Raw genomic sequence first — 17657 nt, 5'->3', positions numbered from 1 at the left:
TTGGATCCCTCAGCCGCGCATGGCGTGGTTTGAAAAGAAGCGACTTGAAATGTTGGCTGTGTAACAAAAAAGCCTCCGTCAAAGGAGGCTTTTTGTTACTAAAGATCAAAGTCGTAATCGGCCAGTTGCTTTTGCAAGCGCCGCTCTTCCAGAAGGTTGTCGATGGTCCGACGTTTGCTCAAGTTGGTCTTGGCCACCTCTACCACAGGCTCTGCATCTTCTGTTTCAACAGGGGTGAAGTCGTCTTCTACGTCCAGTTGTTCTTTGCCAGTACTCATAAGGTTAACTCCAGGCTAAGACTGCCATTGGCGCTCCTTATATCGATATTCTCGGGACTGGTAAAAAAGATTTTTTCAATCGACCTATCATCAAAATCAATGATTGCTCAATCGTCAGAGGTCTTGTGCTTGTATTCGCACAGGTCCTCGATCCGGCAGCTTCCACAGCGCGGCTTGCGGGCCAGGCACACATAGCGGCCATGGAGGATCAGCCAGTGATGGGAGTCGAGGAGATACTCCTTGGGCACGAATTTCATCAGTTTCTTTTCGACCTCCACGACATTCTTTCCAGGGGCCAGCCCTGTGCGGTTGCTGACCCGGAAGATGTGCGTATCGACGGCCATGGTCAGTTGGCGGAAAGCCGTGTTGAGTACCACGTTGGCGGTCTTCCTGCCGACGCCTGGCAGGGCTTCGAGCTCTTCGCGGGTCTGCGGGACTTCGCTGTTGTGCCGTTCCACCAGCAGGCGGCAGGTCTCGATCACGTTTTTGGCCTTGCTGTTGTACAGGCCGATGGTCTTGATGTACTCGGACAGGCCTTCGACGCCCAGGGCATAGATGGCGGCCGGCGTATTGGCCACGGGGAAGAGCTTGGCCGTCGCCTTGTTGACCCCGACATCGGTGGACTGGGCCGAAAGGATCACGGCAATCAGCAGCTCGAAGGGCGACGAATAGGCCAGTTCGGTTTTCGGTTCCGGATTGTCTTCGTGCAGCCTGCGGAAAATTTCCAGGCGTTTTGCGGCATTCATGGGTGAGTCATTTCCTTGAAGGCGGTCGGTGTGAGGTCGTAGAAGCGGCCCAGGCTTGCCTGGCGGCCAGCAACAGCCCCAGCAGGATAAAACCGCCAGGTGCGAGTGTAAGCAGGTGCAAGCCACCCTGGGCGGTCAGAACCCAGCCTGGCCAGTCGACGTCGTTCGTCCCCAGCAGCCATTGCAGATGATTGCCGATCGAGCCACTGCCGAAGGCTTCGCGCAGTGCACCCAGGATAATCAGCAGCAGGCAGAACAGGCCGGCGAAACGCAAGCGCACGGGACGCTGGAAAAAATCCTGGTACTCCAGCACTACGCATTGCACGGCAATCAGGCCCAGGTAGAGGGCCAACTGTTGTTGCAGTTCGAACGCCCAGGCTTGCGCGGCCAGCATGGCACAACTGGTGAGCGTGGCGCTGAGCAGGATACTGGCGCCCAGGCGGCCCTGGCCAGCCAGGCGCGGGCGCAGGGCATTCATGCATAAGCCGAATACCGCGCTCACACAGAGAAATACCAAGGCCAGGCCGAGGGCCTTGACCAATGAGTCGCTGGCGCCGATCAGTGGCGCGAGCATCAGGGCGTTCTGCAGGGTCGAGGATTTATTCATGGGCGGGACTTCCCAGCAGTTGTTCGCGGTGCTCGTCGAAGTAGCGCAGGCTGTCGTGAATCCCCTCGACCACCGCCCGTGAGGTGATGGTGGCCCCGGCCATCTGGTCGAATTGGCCATTGTCTTTTTTCAGCGCCCAGCCGGCGTCGCTCGGATCACCCAGTGACTTGCCGATAAAACCCGGCAGCCAGGTATTCGGGCGCTCGGCGATGCGCGCGCCCAGCCCGGGCGTTTCCGAATGCCGCAGAGCCTTGCTGCCCAGCAGTTTGCCGTTGGCGGCGACGCCGATCAGCAGCTCGATCGGGCCGCCATAACCGCTGACCTGGCTGCGCAGCAGCACAGCGCTGGGTTGGCCGTTGCGCGTGGCGCGATAACCGGCGAGCAGGGTGCTGTGGCTGAGCTGGATGTTATCGATGGCCAGCGGCTGATCCAGCGGCTGATTGTCGTAGCTGTCGACGGGCAGGAGATCCAGCAGATTGCGTGCCTGGATGGCGCGCTGTTCGCGCTCGATGCGGGGAGCCGTCGTCTGCTGGACGAAGAAAGTGCCAGTGGCGCCGACAGCCGCCAGCAGTGCCAACACTCCCAGACTCGTTGCGCGGTTCATGGCAGGGAAGGCTCGGGAGGCGGAGTAGCCAGGCGCTCCAGGGCGGGGACGGCGAGGTTCATCAGCAGTACGGCGAAGGCGACACCGTCCGGGTAACCGCCCCAGGTGCGGATCAGGTAAGTCAGCAGGCCGACGCCGACCCCGAACAGCAGGCGTGCCTTTGTGTTCCTCGGGCCGGAGACCGGCTCGGTGACGATAAAAAAGGCGCCAAGCATGGTCGCGCCGCTCAGCAGGTGGAAAAACGGCGAGCCGTGGGAGTCCGACCCGGAACCGTTCCAGCACAGCAGGCTGATGACGAACAGGCTGCCGAGCATGCCGGCCGGGGCGTGCCAGCTGAACACCCGTTGCTGCAGCAAAAAGGCGCCGCCGGCGAGAAAGGCCAGGTTGACCCATTCCACGCCCTTGCCGCCGAAATGGCCGAAGGCGGCATTGCCGGCGAACAGTTCATCGATGGTCAGGCTCTTGTTGATGCGCAGGCTGTCGAGTGCCGTGGCCTGGGCCCAGGCATCGGGCGCCGTGCTGTCGAGGGCTATGCCGAAGATCTGCTGCAGGCCGCCCAGCAGGTCCAGGCCATGGGAGGCCGGCCAATGAGTCATCTGCTGGGGGAAAGAGACCAGCACCAGGGCATAACCGAGCATCGCCGGGTTGAACGGATTCTTGCCGACGCCACCATACAGGTGCTTGCCGAACAGCAAGGCACAAGCGGCCGCGCTGACTGTCAGCCACCACGGGCAATACGGTGGCAAGGCCAGGGCCAGCAAGGTGGCGCTGACCAGGGCACTGCCATCGCCAAGGAAAGGACGCAATGGCCACTGGCGCAATCGCAGCACCGCGGCTTCGACGGCAAGAGCGCTGGCACAGGCCAGCAGCAGGTTGATCAGAATCCCCCAGCCAAACAGCCAGAAGAGCGCCAGCAGCCCCGGCAGGGCCGCCAGAAGTACGCGCTGCATGGCTTGTCGCAGGCGTTCGTCCGGTTGCTCAAGGGGCGTCATGGGCTTGTACCTGGCGCTCGGCTTTGGCCAGTCGCTCGCGGGCCTTGGCCAACAGTGGCGGCGGGGTGTCGCTGTGACGCTCCAGCCTGCTGACTTCTGCTCGCGCGTAAGCCAGTTCGGTTTTCAGTTGCCGCAGGCGGGTGTCGATCGGGCGTTTTTCGACTCGCACCAGATTGGGCGCCGGTTGCCCGCTGGCTTCTTCGGTTGCGTGCAAGGCCTGTTCTGCGTCTTTCAGTGCCTGCTGCAGACTGGCCAGTTGCTCGGCAGGCGCCTGGTTGGCCTGGGCCTTTTTCAGTTCCGCGCGGCGCATCGCCAGCTGGATTTTCGCGCGCTTGAGCTCGGCGTCTTTGGCCGGGGGCGCTGAGGCCACGGTTTCGACGGTGGTTTCGACAGCGCCTTCCAACTGCGCGAGGGCTTGCTCGGCGGCCTCGAACTGGCGCTGCAGGACGATCAGTTGCGACTGTTGCTCGAAGGTCGGCGGATGGCCGAAAGCTTTCAGCGATTTGTTCAACTGGGCCCGGCTCATCGCCAGCTCGATCTTGGCTTTTTTCACCGCGGCATCGGCGGCGGCCGCCTTTTGTGCGCGCACCCGCTCGATGGCCGCCTGCACCGGGTCCAGGCTGGTTTCACTGGGCTGCGCGGCACGTTGCACGCGGGCGGCCCGTTCGGCCTGCTTGTGCTGTTCTTCGCGTTGCAGCCGGGCATTGCGGCGCTCGAAGCGCTGGCGCGCGTGATCGCGCTTGGCGGTCCGGGCGCGCAGTTCTTCGGGACCGGTAGCCAGGCCGCCGACGATCGGCAATACGTCATTCAGCGGCAGCGGATGCATCTCGATACAGTCCACCGGGCACGGCGCCACGCAGAGATCGCAGCCGGTGCATTCGTCGATCAGCACCGTGTGCATCTGCTTGGCCGCGCCGACTATGGCATCCACCGGGCAGGCCTGGATGCACTTGGTGCAGCCGATGCATTCGGCTTCGCGGATAAAGGCCACCTGGGCCGGCGCCGGGCCGCGACTGATGTCCAGTTCCACGACCGGGACATTCAGCAGCCTGGCCAGGCCGGCAATGGTTTCGTCGCCGCCGGGCGGGCACTTGTTGATCGCCTCGCCGTTGGCGATGCCTTCGGCGTAGGGCTTGCATCCGGGGTGGCCACACTTGCCGCATTGGGTCTGCGGCAGCAGGGCGTCGATGCGTTGAATCAGACTCATGGGTTGAGCAGTCCGTTGAAACCGAGAAATGCCACCGCCATCAGGCCGGCGCTGATCAGGTCGATCGGCAGGCCGCGAAAGGGCAGGGGCACATCGTTGTTGATAATGCGCTGGCGCAGGTCGCTGAACAGGCTCAATACCAGCCAGAAACCGAGGCCCGCACCCAGGCCCAGGGCGAGGCCATGACCGAGCCCGCGATTGGCCTGGACCGCCAGTAGCAACGCGCCGAGTACACCGGCATTGCCCAGCAGCAGCGGCCAGAGGCCGTCGAATGGCAGCCCGGGCAACATCCGGGTCAGCAGCTTGAGCAGCGGTGCGATCAGCAGCACGCCCAGCGGCAGGAATACGAACAGTTGCAGCGAGGTCAGGCCCAGTGGCACCAGCAGCGCCTGATAAAGCCCGTAGCCCAGCAGGCTGCAGAGCAGCATCAGGCAACTGGTGGCGATCCCCAGGGCATGGATCCGCCGCCGCGCAACCTGCGGCTCGGCACTGGCCTGCAACAGCGGATCGACGCCCAGCGGCCACTGCAACACGAAGTTGTTGATCAGGGCAGCGCTGATGAGCTTGAGGACAATCTCGGTCATGTTCGTGGCCGGTGAGGGCGGGCGGATACCTGAAGACTAGGCAATTATCCGGCAAGGGCGCAGGCCCATCCAGATATGAAAATCCCCCCGCCACGCAGCGGCGCGACGGGGGGATCGATCCCGCAAGCGGAGTTACTTGATCCGCTGGCCCGGCTTGGCGCCGCTGTCCGGGCTCAGCAGGTAGATCTCTTCGCCGCCAGGGCCGGCCGCCATCACCATGCCTTCGGAGATGCCGAATTTCATTTTCCGTGGCTTGAGGTTGGCGATCATCATGGTCAGGCGACCGTCGAGCTTGGACGGATCCGGGTAAGCGCTCTTGATCCCAGAGAACACGTTGCGTTGCTCGTCGCCGATATCCAGGGTCAGGCGCAGCAGCTTGTCGGCGCCTTCCACATGCTCGGCCTTGACGATCAACGCCACGCGCAGGTCGACGGCGGCAAAAGTGTCGAAGTCGATTTCCGGCGACAGCGGATCCTTGGCCAGCTCGCCGTTGCCCGCAGGCTTGGCTTCACCGGTGTCGGTCTGGCTGACAGTCAGGTCTTCTTTCGAGGCATCGGTCATGGCTTGTACTTTCACAGGGTCGATCCGCGTCATCAGCGGCTTGAATGCGTTCAGCTGGTGGTTGCTCAGCAGGTGCTGGTGGTCGTTCCAGGTCAGCGGGGCGACATTGAGGAACGCCTCGGCGTCGGCGGCCAGCAGCGGCAGCACCGGCTTGAGGAAAATCACCAGCTGGCGGAACAGGTTGACGCCGGTGGCGCAGATGGCCTGGACCTCATCCTGCTTGCCTTCCTGCTTGTTCAACGACCACGGCGCCTTGTCGGCGATCCAGGCGTTGGCGCGGTCGGCCAGGGCCATGATTTCACGCATGGCGCGGGCGAAGTCACGGGCCTCATAAGCGTCGGCGATGCTCGGCGCGGCCGCCAGGAAGGCGTCGGTCAGCTCCGGCGCGGCGTTCTGGTCCACCAGCACGCCGGCGTTGCCTTTGTGGATGAAGCCGGCGCAACGGCTGGCAATGTTCACCACCTTGCCTACCAGGTCGGAGTTGACCTTCTGCACGAAGTCTTCGAGGTTCAGGTCCAGGTCGTCGACGCCGCGGCCCAGCTTGGCCGCGTAGTAGTAACGCAGGTATTCCGGCGACAGGTGGTCGAGGTAGGTCCGGGCCTTGATGAAGGTGCCGCGGGACTTGGACATCTTCTGGCCGTTGACGGTCAGGTAGCCGTGCACGTTGATGCCGGTCGGCTTGCGGTAGCCGGCGCCTTCGAGCATGGCGGGCCAGAACAGCGCGTGGAAGTTGACGATGTCCTTGCCGATGAAGTGGTACAGCTCGGCGGTCGAGTCCTTGCCCCAGAACGCATCGAAGTCCAGCTCCGGCGCGCGGTTGCACAGGTTCTTGAAGCTGGCCATGTAGCCGATCGGCGCGTCCAGCCAGACGTAGAAGTACTTGCCTGGCTCGTCGGGGATCTCGAAGCCGAAATACGGCGCATCGCGGGAGATATCCCACTGCTGCAGGCCGACATCCAGCCATTCGGCGATCTTGTTCGCCACGGCGTCTTGCAGGGTGCCGCTGCGGGTCCATTGCTGCAGCATCTGCTGGAAGTCCGGCAGCTTGAAGAAGAAGTGCTGGGAATCCTTGAGCACCGGGGTGGCGCCGGAAATCGCCGACTTCGGATCCTTCAGGTCGGTCGGCGCGTAGGTGGCACCGCATTTTTCGCAGTTGTCGCCGTACTGGTCCTCGGTGCCGCATTTCGGGCAGGTGCCCTTGATGAAGCGGTCGGCCAGGAACATTTGTTTTTCCGGGTCGAAATACTGAGTGATCGAGCGCGTGGCGATGTGCCCGGCGTCGCGCAGTTTCAGGTAGATCTGGCTCGACAGCTCACGGTTTTCTTCGGCGTGGGTCGAGTGGAAATTGTCGAAGTCCACCAGGAAGTCGGCAAAGTCGGCGCTGTGTTCGGCCTGGACGTTGGCGATCAGTTGTTCCGGGGTGATGCCTTCCTTTTCCGCGCGCAGCATGATGGCCGAGCCGTGAGCGTCGTCCGCGCAGACATAGATGCATTGGTTGCCGCGATGCTTCTGGAAGCGCACCCACATATCGGTCTGGATGTACTCAAGCATATGGCCAAGATGGATGGAACCATTGGCATAGGGCAGGGCGCTGGTGACGAGGATCTTGCGTGGCTCGGACATGGGGCTCGGCTACTTGATGAAACGGAGGTCGGCCACTATAAAGCGCCGAGAAATATATTTCACCCCGTGAGCCCGGTTTTCCACGGCCGTCGTAGCCATCGGCGGGCGTGCTATGTGATGCTTTGGCATCCCGCGCACGCCACGGAACAGGTAGGATAGCCGCCTGATTTTCCCGTCTTGTTATCGGAGTTGCCCATGAGCGCCGTCAATCGCGCAGCGGTGGAAGCCGTTCTTCGCCAATACACCGACCCCTACCTGAACCAGGACCCGGTCAGCGCCGGTTGTGTCCGTTCCATCGACATCCAGGGCGACGAGGTGCGTGTCGAACTGGAGATCGGTTATGCCGCCGGTCTGTTCAAGAGCGGCTGGGCCCAGTTGCTGAAGCTGGCCATCGAAAACATGGACGGCGTGGTCATCGCTCGCGTCAATGTCACCAGCGTGATTGCCGCGCACAAGGCCCAGGCGCAGATTCCGGGCCTGGCCAACGTCAAGAACGTGGTGGCGGTGGCCTCCGGCAAGGGCGGCGTGGGCAAGTCCACCACCGCGGCCAACCTGGCCCTGGCCCTGGCCCGCGAAGGCGCCAAGGTGGGGATTCTCGATGCCGACATCTATGGCCCGAGCCAGGGCATCATGTTCGGCATCGCCGAGGGTACCCGGCCGCAGGTCAAGGACCAGAAATGGTTCGTGCCGATCAAGTCCCACGGTGTCGAGGTCATGTCCATGGCCTTCCTGACCGACGACAACACGCCGATGGTCTGGCGCGGGCCGATGGTCTCCGGCGCCCTGCTGCAACTGGTGACCCAGACCGCCTGGGGCGACCTGGATTATCTGGTGATCGACATGCCGCCGGGCACCGGCGATATCCAGCTGACCCTGGCGCAGAAAGTCCCGGTGGCCGGCGCGGTCATTGTCACCACCCCGCAGGACCTGGCGTTGCTGGACGCGCGCAAGGGCGTGGAGATGTTCCGCAAGGTCAACATCCCGGTGCTGGGCGTGGTGGAAAACATGGCCGTGCATATCTGCTCCAATTGCGGCCATGCCGAGCATCTGTTCGGCGAGGGCGGTGGCGAGAAGCTGGCGACCCAGTACGGTGTCGAGCTGCTGGCCTCGCTGCCGCTGTCGATGCTGATTCGCGAGCAGGCCGACGGTGGCAAGCCGACCGTGATCGCCGAGCCGGAAAGCCAGATCGCCATGGTCTACCAGGAACTGGCCCGCCATGTCGGCGCGCGCATCGTGCTGCAGGAAGCCGCGGCACCGGCGATGCCGAACATCACCGTCAGCGACGACTGAGCCGGTTGGGCCAACAAAAAAGCCCGGTGCGCTGCACCGGGCTTTTTTATGAGCATTTCATGGGCGGGTTTCAGATCCGCAGGCCGCCGTCCAGCTCGAGGATCCGGCCGGTGTAATAGTCGTTCTCGAAGATGTAGGCCGCCGAATGAGCGATCTCTTCCGGTTTGCCCATGCGCTTGAGCGGAATGCCGGAGGTCATTTTCTCCAGGGCTTCGGGTTTCATGCCCAGGGTCATTTCGGTTTCGATGAAGCCCGGTGCGATGCCGGCCACGCGAATGCCGTAGCGCGCCAGCTCCTTGGCCCAGGTCACGGTCGCCGCGGCGACCCCGGCCTTGGCGGCGGAGTAGTTGGTCTGGCCGATATTGCCGGCACGGGAAATCGAGGAAATATTGATGATCGCGCCACTGGTTTTCAGCTCGACCATCTTCGCCGCGACTTCGCGGGTGCAGAGGAACACGCCGGTCAGGTTGACGTCGATCACCGACTGCCACTGGGCCAGGCTCATCTTGCTCATCTGGCCGTCCTTGACCTTGAGCAGCAGGCCGTCGCGCAGGATGCCGGCGTTGTTGATCAGGCCGTGAATGGCGCCGAAGTCTTCGGCGACCTGGGCGACCATGTGTTCCACCTGCTCTTCATTGGCAACGTTGCACAGGTAGGCGCGGGCTTCGACTCCCGCGGCCTGGCAGGCGGCAACGGCCTGGTCGAGCTTTTCCTGGTTCAGGTCGACCAGCGCCAGCCTGGCGCCTTTGCTGGCGAAATACTCCGCCATGGAGCGGCCCAGACCCTGGCAACCGCCGGTGATAATGATTACTTTGTCATTGAGTTGCATTCGCATGCTCCGAAAGCAGAACTGGAGTGGTGTCTTTCAAGGCGCCTCTCTTGTGCGTCGGGCATGGCCTGGCTGCAGATTGAGAATTGCCCCGATGGCGTCGCTGGAACTTTGCTCCAGACGCCCGTCCGTTTTAGACGGATTCTATATAAGGAGTCATAAATTGAGCGTTGAAGCTGCGAAGCATGCACGAGAATTACTGCTCAAGGAATACCGTGGCGTGCTGTCGACGCACTCCAAGGCCATGCCGGGTTTTCCCTTTGGCTCGGTGGTTCCCTATTGCCTGGACGAGCAGGGGCAGCCGCTGATCCTGATCAGCCGCATTGCCCAGCACACCCATAACCTGCAGAAGGATCCCAAGTGTTCGCTGCTGGTGGGCGAGCGCGAAGCCGAGGACGTCCAGGCAGTGGGGCGCCTGACCTATCTGGCTGAAGCCGAAAAGCTCGAAGACGCCGCGGCGATCGAGGCGGCGGCCGAACGTTACTACCGCTATTTCCCGGAGTCGCAGAACTACCACAAGGCCCACGATTTCGATTTCTGGCGGCTCAAGCCGGTACGTCATCGCTACATCGGCGGCTTTGGCGCGATCCACTGGATCGACCAGGTGACGCTGGCCAACCCGTTCGCCGGCAAGGCCGAGCTGAGCATGGTCGAGCACATGAACAGCGATCACGCCAAGGCGATCGCCCATTACGTGGACCTGGCCGGCCTGCCGAAAACTGCTGCGGCGCAACTGGCTGGCATCGATACCGAAGGCATGCACCTGCGGATCGGCCAGGGGGTGTACTGGCTGCCGTTCCCAAGCCCTTGTAATACGCCGACACAAGTACGCGAGGCCTTGGTTTTTCTGGCTCACGCCGAGCAATGGCCGAAAAATGCCGGGGCCGAGGCTTGAATTCACGAATTGCCGACGTCATCTAGGGTCTACTGGAAGGCATTCTTCCGTAGAGGAAACCATTTGATGCGCCCTTTTCTGTTGCTCTTTCTGCTGTTCCCGGTGCTAGAGCTGTTCGTCTTCGTCAAAGTCAGCGGTGCGATCGGGTTTTTCCCGGCACTGCTGCTGATCATCCTGGGCTCGATGCTGGGTGTGCTGGTCCTGCGCGTCGCGGGGCTGGCCACGGCATTGCGTGCCCGTGAAAGCCTGAACCGCGGCGAGCTGCCGGCCCAGACCATGCTCGAAGGCCTGATGCTGGCCCTGGCGGGCGGCCTGTTGATCCTGCCTGGCTTCATCAGTGACGTATTCGGCCTCTTCATGCTGTTGCCGATCACCCGTCGCCTGCTGGCCAACAAGATGCGCCAGCGTGCCGAAGAACAGGCCATTCGTCAGCGTGCCTTTGCCGACGACATGCAGGCCGCCCGTGGCGGACCCGCGCCGCAGCGCCCTTTGGGGCGTGAGCCGAATGTGATCGAAGGCGAGTTCGAGCACCGCGATTCCTGAGTCTCTCAATGATCGACACGGCACCTTCGGGTGCCGTGTTCGTTTTGCCCGACTGAAAATCTAAAAAAATTCACTGGGCAGCCCTTGTAATAAGCATATGCGCCCACATGTATCGGTCACCGCAAGGTTTCTGGTGGCGACACCAGACAGACTTCCGCGTCTCGCTCGTCGAGCCGCAACCGGCCACGCCGGATTTGTTAACCCGCCGGTAACGACACCGGCCGCTGAAAACCATAATTAGGAGAGATCGACAATGAAGCTTCGTCCTCTGCATGACCGCGTCGTTATCCGTCGCAGCGAAGAAGAGAAGAAAACCGCTGGCGGTATCGTTCTGCCAGGTTCGGCTGCTGAAAAAGCCAACACCGGTGAAGTTCTTGCTGTAGGTCCAGGCCGCGCTCTGGAAAACGGTGAAGTACGTGCGCTGGCCGTGAAAGTGGGTGACAAGGTTGTGTTCGGCCCTTACTCCGGCAGCAACACTGTGAAGGTAGACGGCGAAGACCTGCTGGTAATGGCTGAGAACGAAATTCTCGCCGTTATCGAAGGCTGATTACCCGCTCATTTTCCCGTTACTACAAAGTATTTAAGGAATATCGATCATGGCTGCTAAAGAAGTTAAATTCGGCGACTCCGCCCGCAAGAAAATGCTCACCGGCGTTAACGTCCTGGCTGACGCGGTAAAAGCGACCCTGGGCCCGAAAGGCCGTAACGTGATCATCGAGAAGAGCTTCGGCGCTCCGACCATCACCAAGGACGGCGTTTCCGTCGCCAAAGAAATCGAGCTGAAAGATCGCTTCGAAAACATGGGCGCGCAGCTGGTAAAAGACGTTGCTTCCCGTGCCAACGATGACGCCGGCGACGGTACCACCACCGCCACCGTACTGGCTCAGTCGATCGTCAACGAAGGCCTGAAAGCCGTCGCTGCCGGCATGAACCCGATGGACCTGAAACGCGGCATCGACAAGGCGACCATCGCCATCGTCAAAGAGCTCAAAGGTCTGTCCAAGCCATGCGCCGATTCCAAGGCCATCGCTCAGGTCGGCACCATCTCCGCCAACTCCGACAACTCCATCGGCGACATCATTGCCGAAGCCATGGAAAAAGTTGGTAAAGAAGGCGTGATCACCGTTGAAGAAGGCTCGGGCCTGGAAAACGAACTGTCTGTCGTTGAAGGCATGCAGTTCGACCGTGGCTACCTGTCCCCTTACTTCATCAACAAGCCGGACACCATGGTCGCCGAGCTGGACGGCCCGCTGATCCTGCTGGTGGACAAGAAGATCTCCAACATCCGCGAAATGCTGCCAGTGCTGGAAGCCGTTGCCAAAGCCGGCCGCCCACTGCTGATCGTGGCTGAAGACGTTGAAGGCGAAGCCCTGGCGACTCTGGTTGTGAACAACATGCGTGGCATCGTCAAAGTCGCTGCCGTCAAGGCACCAGGCTTCGGCGACCGTCGCAAGGCCATGCTGCAGGACATCGCCGTCCTGACCGGCGGTACCGTCATCTCCGAAGAGATCGGCCTGAGCCTGGAAAGCACCACCCTGGAGCACCTGGGTAACGCCAAGCGCGTGATCCTGTCCAAAGAAAACACCACCATCATCGACGGTGCTGGCGTTGAAGCGGACATCCAGGCTCGTGTGACCCAGATCCGTCAACAAGTGGCCGACACTTCGTCCGACTACGACCGTGAAAAACTGCAAGAGCGTCTGGCCAAGCTGTCCGGCGGCGTTGCGGTGATCAAGGTTGGCGCCGGTTCCGAAGTTGAAATGAAAGAGAAGAAAGCCCGCGTTGAAGACGCCCTGCACGCTACCCGTGCAGCCGTTGAAGAAGGCGTGGTACCTGGCGGTGGCGTAGCCCTGATCCGTGCCCTGCAATCGATCAGCGGCCTGAAAGGCGACAACGCCGACCAGGACGTGGGTATCGCTGTTCTGCGTCGCGCTGTCGAAGCACCTCTGCGCCAGATCGTTGCCAACTCCGGCGACGAGCCAAGCGTAGTGGTCGACAAGGTCAAGCAGGGTGAAGGTAACTACGGTTACAACGCTGCTACCAGCGAATACGGCGACATGATCGAAATGGGCATCTTGGACCCAACCAAGGTGACCCGTTCGGCGCTGCAAGCGGCATCCTCCATCGGCGGTCTGATCCTGACCACCGAAGCGGCTGTTGCTGAAATCGTTGAAGACAAGCCTGCGGCTGGCGGCATGCCAGACATGGGCGGCATGGGTGGCATGGGCGGCATGATGTAAGCCAGCCTTACCCCTGTACGAAAAAGCCCCGCCGGCGAAAGCCGGCGGGGCTTTTTTATGGGTGGGAGTTTTTGCCTGGGCCATCGCCGCGAGCAAGCGTGCTCCTACAGGTGTGCGTGGTTTTGTAGGGAGGGCTCGCTCGCGAAAAGACCTCAGGCCTTCACCGCTTCCGTCTCCATCACCGGCTCGGCCTTGGCTGCCGGTCGATAGAGAATGAAGTAGTACGCCCCCAGGCAGATCAGCCAGCAGAAGATCGCGGTCCAGACGTTGTGGGAGAAGAAGTGCGCGCCCTGCAGCATGCGCCCGACCGAGAACACCGTGCCGAGGGCAAAGGCGAACACCAGCGCCTTGCGCGCCAGGCGCGGGCGGCGATCACGCAGGACAAAAAACAGCGCGAACAGGGTGAAACCGGTGGCGGCATGGCCGCCTGGCCAGCAGCGACCAGGCTTGTCGGTCGCTGGCCGGGGGCTGAGCAGTTCGCTGTAGGTTTCCTTGCCGCCGAACTCTTTCAGACTCCACGGGCACTGCACGGCGGTGACCGCCTTGACCGGGGTGACAAAGGCGGTGGCCAGGCCCAGGGACAGCACCAGGCAACCCAGCTCGCGCTTGAACGGCTTGAGACGCTGGACGAAGAAGGCGCCGATGAAGCCGACAATGGCCAGCACTGAAAAGACGATGACCAGCTGCTTGGCCCGGTCATGCAGGATATTTTCCAGGAAATAACTATGGCCGCCGATGAAACCGCCAGCGGCGGGGTCATAAAAGTACCGGGCCAGGTCCATGTCCAGGGTGGTCAGTTCAAGCAGCAGCAGGATGACGGCAGCCAGGGCGGGTATGCCCAGGCAGATCCACCAGTTCAGCGCTCTGGAGGCGGGGCGGGCGAGGGTCAAAGCCATGGAAAGTCCTTCGAGGGAAGCGTTGCGGTCGCGGGTTCCCGCGGAGTCTGGAGCGGCCCTTGTCGTCAGCGTGTGAACCCTGGGTGAAAAACTCGTCAAGGCCCTGGAACCCTGCGACGGCATTCGCCGCGGGGGCTTGAACAACCCTAGCCGTCAGCCACGCTTGGCCTTAAGCTGCGCGAGCCAAGACGGCCGTAACTGTGTGCGGAGAGAGTGCCCATGCGAATTCTACTGGTTGAAGACAACCGCGATATTCTGGCCAACCTGGCCGACTACCTGGGGCTTAAAGGCTACACCGTGGACTGCGCCCAGGACGGTCTGTCGGGCCTGCACCTGGCCGCCACCGAACATTACGACCTGATCGTGCTCGACATCATGCTGCCGGGTATCGACGGTTACACCCTGTGCAAGCGCCTGCGCGAAGATGCCCGCCGCGATACGCCGGTGATCATGCTCACCGCCCGTGATCAACTGGACGATCGCCTGCAGGGCTTCAAGTCCGGGGCCGACGATTACCTGGTCAAGCCCTTCGCCTTGTCCGAGCTGGCCGCGCGGGTCGAGGCGGTCATGCGCCGGACCCAGGGCGGCGGGCGCCGGGCCCTGCAGGTCGGCGACCTGAGTTATGACCTCGACACCCTGGAGGTCACCCGCGAAGGGCGCCTGCTCAAGCTCAACCCGGTGGGGCTCAAGTTGCTGGCGGTGCTGATGCAGAAGAGCCCCCATGTGCTGCGCCGGGAAATTCTCGAAGAGGCGCTGTGGGGCGACGACTGCCCGGACAGCGACAGCCTGCGCAGCCATGTCCACCAATTGCGCCAGGTGATCGACAAGCCGTTCGGCAAACCGTTGCTGCATACCGTGCACGGTGTCGGTTACCGCCTGGCCGAGGGTCGTGATGGAGTTTAAGCAAAGCCTTTCCCAGCGGATCATCATCGCCTTTGCGCTGATGAGCGCGCTGGTCGCTGGAGCCTTCGCCCTGGGTATCGTGGCGACGGTGCACCTGGTGGAAGAGAAGCTGATTTCCGCGGGCCTGGGGGGTGACCTTCAGCGTCTGCTGTTGATGGACAACGTTTCCGACTGGAGCCACCGTCCCGAGCCGGACCAGCTGTTTTATTTCAGCGGAGGGCGCGGCGATTTCGAGCTGCCCAAGGATCTGCGGCATCTGGATCCGGGCTTTCATGAGGTCTTCCGCGAACAGCTGTCGTATCACGCCATGGTCGAAGTGGTCGACGGTCGACGCTATGTGCTGCTGCAGGACCAGAGCGATTTCGAAGAGCGCGAACGGGTGCTCTTCGCGGTGGTGCTGGTGGGCTTCGTGCTGAGCCTGGCCTTGGCGGTGTTCCTCGGCTGGGTGCTGGCGCGTCGGGTCATGGCGCCGGTGGTAAGGCTGGCGCGGCAGGTGCGCCATCGCGACCAGTTGCTGGGGCTGGCGCCGCCATTGGCACCGGACTACGCGGCCGACGAAGTGGGGGAGCTGGCAGTGGCCTTCGATGCCACCCTGGGGCGCTTGCGCCAGGCCCTGAACCGCGAGCGCCTGTTCACCAGCGATGTCAGCCACGAACTGCGTACGCCGCTGATGGTGCTGGCCAGTTCCTGCGAGCTGTTGCTGGAAAACCCGGCGATCGATCAGCGTGGTCGGGCCCAGGTCGAGCGCATCGCCCGAGCGTGCGGCGAAATGCGCGAGCTGGTCCAGACCTTCCTGATGCTGGCCCGTGCCCAGCGCGAAGACGGCGGCATGTCGCCCCAGGCGACCTTGAGCCAGGTGGCCGAAGACCTGATGGGCCTGTGGGGCGGACCGATCCGGCAAAAGGGCCTGGAGCTGATCTTCGACGCCGGCCAGCCGCTGGACACCCGCTATAACGCCACCTTTTTGCACGCGGTGATGGGCAACCTGCTGCGCAATGCCTTGCATTACACCGAGCACGGCTTCATTCGCTTGAGCCTTGAGCCGAGCGGCTTTGTGGTCGAGGACAGCGGTGTGGGCATTCCCGAGGAGAAACGCGAGGCGATGTTCGAGCCCTTCGTGCGTGGCAACGAGAAGCGCGGCGAGGGCCTGGGCCTGGGCCTGTCGCTGGTGCAGCGGATCTGCGAGGACCAGGGCTGGAGCGTCAGCCTCAGCACCATGGAGCCCAACGGCTGCCGGTTTCATGTCGAATTGAACCGCCGCACGGCATGATGGGTCTCCATGACTACTGCGCGGGTCATCACGGGAATTTCCCCGGTTGATGGCCCCAGGCCACTTATGGGAGCCTGTAAAACTCTGAAATATTTCCACTCTGGACCGGACGAAGTTTTCACAAAGACATGACCTGACACTGACAAGCCGCTGCCTAAGGTGGGGCCATCAGATTCAGGAGACTGTGTGATGGCGACCCCGATCAAGCTGGAATTTTCCGAGAAGTACGACGAACAGCACGCTCAGGAGTATCTGCTCAAACATCAGGATGGCGTCGCTCGCCGTCTGTCCCACAAGCGCGACGAGCAGTTGGCGCGTGCGGCGCTGGCCATGGCCGGAGAGCCGGGGCTGGTGCTTGACCTGCCCTGTGGTGCCGGGCGTTTCTGGCCGTTGCTGGCGGAGAAACCCAACCGCGTGATCATCGGTGCGGACAATTCCGCGGCGATGTTGAAGATCGCCACGGTGGCGCAACCGGCCGACGTGGTGAAACGGGTACAACCCTTGCAGACGTCTGCCTTCGACATCGACTTGCCGGATAACGCCGTCGACAGCATTTTCTGCATGCGCCTGCTGCACCACATTGGCGAGTCGTCTCATCGCCTGGCTCTGCTCCGGGAGTTCCAGCGGGTTACCCGGGACAGCGTGATCGTTTCACTGTGGGTCGACGGCAATTTCAAGGCCTGGAAACGCAAGCGCATGGAAGTGCGGCGCAAGGAGGAATCCGGGCAGGAAGGTTACCAGAACCGTTTTGTGTTACCGGCTGCCACGGTTGAAGAAGAATTCAAGCAGGCCGGGTTTCGCGTTCAGGATCATCTGGACTTTTTTCCGCTCTACGCCATGTGGCGAGTCTACGTATTACGCAAGAGGTAACAGGATGGCCGTTGAATGTGCACCGGGAATGGAAGTCGCTGCTGCAGACCGTTTCGACTACTTCTGGAGTCAACAGGGGGAGTGGGTCGAAGAGCCCAATCAACGTCGCGGCGGGGAAAGTGGCGTTCAACGTCTTCCGGGCACTGACGGGCGTGTGCTGTATGCCAAGCGCCAGATCGGCCATATCTATCGCAGCTGGTTGTACCCCTTCGGCCGCCCCACGGTGCTGCGCGAGCAGGATGCGCTCAAGGGCCTGAGCCAGCTCAACGTGGCGGTGCCGCACCTGGTGTTCTGCGGTGCGCAGCGTGATTCCCAGGGCCAGTGGCGTGCCTTGCTGGTGACCGAGGCGCTGGACGGCTTCGTGGAAATCGACCACTGGTACGCCGCTGGCGAGCGTGAGCGCCACGGCGAGGCCCTGCACGAGCGTGTGCTCAAGGAACTGGCGGCCACGCTGGCGCGCATGCATCGGGGCCGCTGGCAGCATGGCTGCCTGTATAGCAAGCATGTGTTCGTGCGGGTCATGGGTGAGGGCGAAGCGGCGAAAGTGGATATCGCGCTGCTGGATTTCGAGAAATGCCGCCAGCGCCTGACCGCTAAACGGGCTGCGGCCCATGACATCAAACAATTGCGGCGCCACTCGTCGTGGAACACCACGGACTGGGACAAACTCTACTATTTTTATAGGACGGCGTTTGGCAGCGCTATCAAAGGCTTATAGT

General features: G+C 62.2%; 19 protein-coding genes. 9 read left to right on the top strand and 10 right to left on the bottom strand.

Features of this window, described 5'->3' with window-relative positions; genetic code table 11:
* Window positions 1-98 precede the first annotated feature (98 nt).
* The 8 genes from C4K27_RS24500 to metG all read right to left on the bottom strand — a co-directional run bounded on the left by C4K27_RS24500 (window position 99) and on the right by metG (window position 7202).
* The gene (locus tag C4K27_RS24500) at window positions 99-278 is read right to left on the bottom strand and encodes a PA3496 family putative envelope integrity protein (protein WP_007922443.1); all 180 of its coding nucleotides are present in this window, start codon (window positions 276-278) and stop codon (window positions 99-101) included.
* A 107-nt stretch (window positions 279-385) separates the two neighbouring features.
* A complete protein-coding gene (gene nth, locus C4K27_RS24495; RefSeq protein ID WP_007922445.1) occupies window positions 386-1024 on the bottom strand; it encodes an endonuclease III in 639 nt (212 codons plus the stop codon).
* A gap of 7 nt (window positions 1025-1031) precedes the next feature.
* Window positions 1032-1631: an Rnf-Nqr domain containing protein gene (locus tag C4K27_RS24490; RefSeq protein WP_053262446.1), complete on the bottom strand. Its 600-nt coding sequence runs from the start codon at window positions 1629-1631 to the stop codon at window positions 1032-1034.
* On the bottom strand, window positions 1624-2235 hold the full coding sequence (locus C4K27_RS24485; protein ID WP_053262445.1) for an RnfABCDGE type electron transport complex subunit G: 612 nt from the start codon (window positions 2233-2235) through the stop codon (window positions 1624-1626). Before C4K27_RS24485 ends, C4K27_RS24490 begins: the two co-directional genes overlap by 8 nt.
* On the bottom strand, window positions 2232-3227 hold the full coding sequence (locus tag C4K27_RS24480) for an RnfABCDGE type electron transport complex subunit D (RefSeq protein WP_053262444.1): 996 nt from the start codon (window positions 3225-3227) through the stop codon (window positions 2232-2234). The genes C4K27_RS24485 and C4K27_RS24480 overlap by 4 nt, the downstream gene beginning before the upstream one ends.
* A complete protein-coding gene (gene rsxB, locus C4K27_RS24475) occupies window positions 3214-4434 on the bottom strand; it encodes an electron transport complex subunit RsxB (RefSeq protein WP_053262443.1) in 1221 nt (406 codons plus the stop codon). The genes C4K27_RS24480 and rsxB overlap by 14 nt, the downstream gene beginning before the upstream one ends.
* On the bottom strand, window positions 4431-5018 hold the full coding sequence (locus C4K27_RS24470) for an Rnf-Nqr domain containing protein (RefSeq protein ID WP_053262442.1): 588 nt from the start codon (window positions 5016-5018) through the stop codon (window positions 4431-4433). Before C4K27_RS24470 ends, rsxB begins: the two co-directional genes overlap by 4 nt.
* A 132-nt stretch (window positions 5019-5150) precedes the next feature.
* Window positions 5151-7202, bottom strand: coding sequence for a methionine--tRNA ligase (gene metG, locus C4K27_RS24465; RefSeq protein WP_053262441.1), 2052 nt, complete (start codon window positions 7200-7202; stop codon window positions 5151-5153).
* Between the two features lie 195 nt (window positions 7203-7397).
* Here metG and apbC point away from each other — a divergent pair, with 195 nt between their 5' ends.
* The gene (gene apbC, locus C4K27_RS24460) at window positions 7398-8492 is read left to right on the top strand and encodes an iron-sulfur cluster carrier protein ApbC (RefSeq protein WP_009045357.1); all 1095 of its coding nucleotides are present in this window, start codon (window positions 7398-7400) and stop codon (window positions 8490-8492) included.
* Between the two features lie 70 nt (window positions 8493-8562).
* On the opposite strand, the gene C4K27_RS24455 is transcribed toward apbC, so the two are convergent.
* Window positions 8563-9321, bottom strand: coding sequence for an SDR family oxidoreductase (locus C4K27_RS24455; protein ID WP_053262440.1), 759 nt, complete (start codon window positions 9319-9321; stop codon window positions 8563-8565).
* 163 nt (window positions 9322-9484) lie between these two features.
* On the opposite strand from C4K27_RS24455, the gene C4K27_RS24450 reads away from it, so the two are divergent.
* From C4K27_RS24450 to groL, 4 genes are all read left to right on the top strand, one after another.
* On the top strand, window positions 9485-10216 hold the full coding sequence (locus C4K27_RS24450) for a HugZ family pyridoxamine 5'-phosphate oxidase (RefSeq protein WP_053262439.1): 732 nt from the start codon (window positions 9485-9487) through the stop codon (window positions 10214-10216).
* Between the two features lie 66 nt (window positions 10217-10282).
* Window positions 10283-10759 (top strand): FxsA family protein, encoded by a 477-nt coding sequence (locus tag C4K27_RS24445; RefSeq protein ID WP_007932702.1) that lies wholly within the window; start codon window positions 10283-10285, stop codon window positions 10757-10759.
* A gap of 253 nt (window positions 10760-11012) precedes the next feature.
* Window positions 11013-11306: a co-chaperone GroES gene (locus C4K27_RS24435; protein WP_007932704.1), complete on the top strand. Its 294-nt coding sequence runs from the start codon at window positions 11013-11015 to the stop codon at window positions 11304-11306.
* Between the two features lie 49 nt (window positions 11307-11355).
* A complete protein-coding gene (groL, locus tag C4K27_RS24430; RefSeq protein ID WP_007932705.1) occupies window positions 11356-12999 on the top strand; it encodes a chaperonin GroEL in 1644 nt (547 codons plus the stop codon).
* A gap of 152 nt (window positions 13000-13151) precedes the next feature.
* On the opposite strand, the gene C4K27_RS24425 is transcribed toward groL, so the two are convergent.
* Window positions 13152-13895 carry a phosphatase PAP2 family protein gene (locus tag C4K27_RS24425; RefSeq protein WP_053262438.1) on the bottom strand — a complete coding sequence of 248 codons (744 nt, stop codon included), beginning with the start codon at window positions 13893-13895 and terminating at the stop codon, window positions 13152-13154.
* A 219-nt stretch (window positions 13896-14114) separates the two neighbouring features.
* Between C4K27_RS24425 and colR the strand changes: the two genes are divergently transcribed.
* The 4 genes from colR (at window position 14115) to C4K27_RS24405 (ending at window position 17656) form a co-directional block, all read left to right on the top strand.
* The gene (gene colR / locus C4K27_RS24420; protein ID WP_009050537.1) at window positions 14115-14798 is read left to right on the top strand and encodes a two-component system response regulator ColR; all 684 of its coding nucleotides are present in this window, start codon (window positions 14115-14117) and stop codon (window positions 14796-14798) included.
* Window positions 14788-16068, top strand: a complete 1281-nt coding sequence (locus tag C4K27_RS24415; protein ID WP_053262437.1) for a sensor histidine kinase — start codon at window positions 14788-14790, stop codon at window positions 16066-16068. Before colR ends, C4K27_RS24415 begins: the two co-directional genes overlap by 11 nt.
* A gap of 189 nt (window positions 16069-16257) precedes the next feature.
* Window positions 16258-16938 carry a class I SAM-dependent methyltransferase gene (locus C4K27_RS24410; protein ID WP_009045350.1) on the top strand — a complete coding sequence of 227 codons (681 nt, stop codon included), beginning with the start codon at window positions 16258-16260 and terminating at the stop codon, window positions 16936-16938.
* A gap of 4 nt (window positions 16939-16942) precedes the next feature.
* Window positions 16943-17656: a lipopolysaccharide kinase InaA family protein gene (locus C4K27_RS24405; RefSeq protein WP_053262436.1), complete on the top strand. Its 714-nt coding sequence runs from the start codon at window positions 16943-16945 to the stop codon at window positions 17654-17656.
* Window position 17657: the final 1 nt, after the last annotated feature.

It is taken from the genome of Pseudomonas chlororaphis subsp. chlororaphis, assembly GCF_003945765.1.
Lineage (GTDB): Bacteria > Pseudomonadota > Gammaproteobacteria > Pseudomonadales > Pseudomonadaceae > Aquipseudomonas > Aquipseudomonas chlororaphis.
Note: the sequence above shows the minus strand (reverse complement) of the source record. Positions and strands in the feature narration are given on the sequence as shown.